Raw genomic sequence first — 609 nt, 5'->3', positions numbered from 1 at the left:
TGTAGAAGTCTCGATCTGATCTGACATATCTTCTTGAAGAAGAGAGAGTTACCCGTTTTGATAAAGGTGTCGAATCTTAAATCAAAACAAAAAGGTAACTCTCATGCTCCATACTAGCAATCCCATCATTAAACACAAAGCAGGTCTGCTAAATTTAGCGGAAGAGCTCGGTAACGTTTCTAAAGCATGCAAGGTCATGGGCGTATCGCGGGATACGTTCTATCGCTATCGTGAGCTGGTTGATGATGGCGGGATCGAGAATTTGATTAACAAAAGCCGCAGAACCCCTAATACCAAAAATCGAGTCGATGAAACGATAGAACAAGCGGTCATTAGTTATGCCATTGAGCAGCCAGCCCATGGTCAGCACCGAACTAGTAACGAACTACGCAGAATAGGCGTCTTTGTTTCTGGCAGTGGTGTTCGGTCAATCTGGTTACGCAATGGTCTTGAGAACTTTAAAAAGCGGCTTAAAGCACTGGAAGAGCGAGTCGCTACTGACGGGATAATTCTGAGTGATGCCCAGGTTGCAGCCCTTGAAAAGAAGAAACATGATGACGAAGCATGCGGGGAAATTGAAACCCATCATCCCGGCTATCTTGGCTCTCA

At 45.2% G+C, this 609-nt stretch carries 1 protein-coding gene; it reads left to right on the top strand.

The features are described from left to right. Nucleotides 1–103: 103 nt before the first annotated feature. A partial coding sequence (locus tag O9X78_RS20805) for a helix-turn-helix domain-containing protein (RefSeq protein WP_269621597.1) occupies nt 104–609 on the top strand: 506 nt, incomplete at its 3' end.

Source organism: Zhongshania aquatica, from assembly GCF_027257955.1.
Taxonomy (GTDB): Bacteria; Pseudomonadota; Gammaproteobacteria; order Pseudomonadales; family Spongiibacteraceae; genus Spongiibacter; species Spongiibacter aquatica.
Note: the sequence above shows the minus strand (reverse complement) of the source record. Positions and strands in the feature narration are given on the sequence as shown.